Genomic DNA, 2,360 nt, shown 5'->3' on the forward strand with positions numbered 1-2,360 from the left:
GTTCTAAAATGCAATAATAGTGATCAATCATTTGTTTAATTGTATTTTCATTAAATAAATCTGTTGAATATTCAAACTCGCCAATTAATAGATCATTAGATTCTCTTAAAGTAAGACTTATATCAAATTTAGAGGTTTTTGTATCTAATTCTTTCATTTCCATTGTTAAGTTCTTCATTTTCAAGTTAATTTCTTGAACATTTTGTAACGAAAAATACGTCTGAACAACAGGTTGATAACTTGCTTCTCTCTCAACATGTAATTCTTCAACTATTTTTTCAAATGGGAAATCCTGATTGGCAAAAGCGCCAAGACACGTTTCTCTAACTCTAGAAAATAATTCCTTAAATGTAGGCTGTTTTGACAGATCACATCGAATAACAAGTGTATTAACAAAGAAGCCAATAAGAGCTTCCCACTCTTTTTTATTTCGATTAGCAATAGAAGTTCCAATCAAAATATCTTTCTGAAGGGAATAGCGATATAATAATGTCGCGTATGCCGATAATAAAGCCATGAATAAAGTAATCTCTTCTGTTGAAATTAATTTTTTTATTTTGTTGACTAAATCTCTAGGGATCTCAAAGTAAAGTCGTTCTCCTCTAAATGATTGAACAAGAGGCCTTGGCCGATTGGTTGGCAATTGTAATACAGGAAGCTTCCCTTGTAAATTCTTTTTCCAATAACTAAGTTGTTCTTCATAAACACTTCCTTGAAGATAATTCTTTTGCCATAACGAAAAATCTAAATACTGTATCGCTAATTCAGACATTTCATGGTGCTTTCCTGAAACAAATGCTTCATAATACCTATTCATTTCTTTAATTAAAACTCCAAGAGACCAACCATCAGAAATTATATGATGCATAGTAAACAATAGCTTATATTTATTCTCTTCAAACTGTACCAACATCACACGAAGAAGTGGTGGAACCTGTAAGTCAAAAGGCTGAGAAATTTCTTGAGCCATTATTTTTCTCCATTCACTATCCACCTCATTTGAACTAAGGTTCCTAATATCAATTATTGGCATTTCAATCTTACATTTAGTTGCTATGGTTTGGTACACTTTCCCATCACTATTAATAAAAGAAGTACGTAAAGACTCATGCCTTTGCAGTATCTCATTTAAACTATACTCTAGCGCTTGGATACTGAATACTCCTTCAATTGTGACTACAGTTGCAATATTATATGCTGCACTACTCGGATTATATTGATTTATAATCCATAATCTTTGTTGAGCATAAGACAGGGGATATTTGTTTTCCATATTTCTGTCATACTTTTTTATTATTCCTTCATTAGCACTCTTTTTATAATTTTTTGACTGACGTACCAACTGTTGAAGCTTTTCTATTGATAAGTCACGTAATAGCTTTGTCATATCACTCATTGCCTTCATCCGCCTTTACAATCTATTCCTAAAGAAGTCCACGTCCGGATTTTTTATATGACTTTCATTTCAACTCTGCCAATTGTTCTGAATCAATGTACTGAGCTAGTTCACAAATGATCCAATCACACAATTGTTCAACTGTAGGTGCTTCAAACAAGCAGCGTAATGGGATATCAATAGGGAAACTTTCTCTCAAACGAGATATTACCTGTGTTCCTAGTAAGGAATGCCCCCCTAGGTCAAAAAAGAAATTATCATGTATACCAATCTCCTCAATACCTAGTATTTCCATCCAAATATTACAAACTAATTCTTCAATTTGATTTCTTGGTTTTACGTAAATGGTTTTCATTCTAGGACGTACCTTTAATTTTGTAATTTCTCTTTTTTGATTGGCATTGAAGGCTTTTTTAACACTTACCCATTGCTCTAATCTCGAATACAAATCCCCAGTAGAAACAATAACCTGCTCTAAATTTGAATTACAGAGAATACGGTGTAAGATTTTCACTCCTTCTTCAGGTGTGATAAAAAATTTACTTAGCGTCTGTCCAATTCCATATCGTTCAAACACTTCTTCATGGTTATGCCATGCTTCCCAATTTATCCCTAATACAGGATATGATTTACTGCCCATTTGATTTTTCATTCCTGCATATGTATCTAGAAAGGCATTTGACGAAGCATAAGCAACATGGGCTAGCCCTCCTAATATCGGGGATAAAGACGAAGTTAATAACAAAAAGTCCAATTCAAACTTTCCTAATATTTTTTCTAGAACATACAAACCGCGAATTTTTGGAATAAAATGCCACGAAATTTCGGTTTCTCCAGTCTCATTAATCGTAGTTTGTGCATTACTATCCGGTCTTCCTGCGGCATGGATAACTCCATGAATAGTACCAAATTTCCGAATAACATTATCAATCGCAACCTGCATTTCCTGTTCATCTGCAACATT

The 2,360-nt window shown here is 33.3% G+C and carries 2 protein-coding genes; both read right to left on the reverse strand.

Features of this window, described 5'->3' with window-relative positions; translation table 11 throughout:
- Positions 1 to 1,396: condensation domain-containing protein (locus AC1Q8N_RS28685; protein WP_493521517.1), on the reverse strand; the 1,396-nt coding region annotated here is incomplete at its 3' end.
- 64 nt (positions 1,397 to 1,460) lie between these two features.
- On the reverse strand, positions 1,461 to 2,360 hold a 900-nt coding region (locus AC1Q8N_RS28690), incomplete at its 5' end, for a KR domain-containing protein (RefSeq protein ID WP_493521518.1).

The sequence above is a fragment of the Bacillus sp. GW823-FHT06B01 genome, assembly GCF_058952315.1.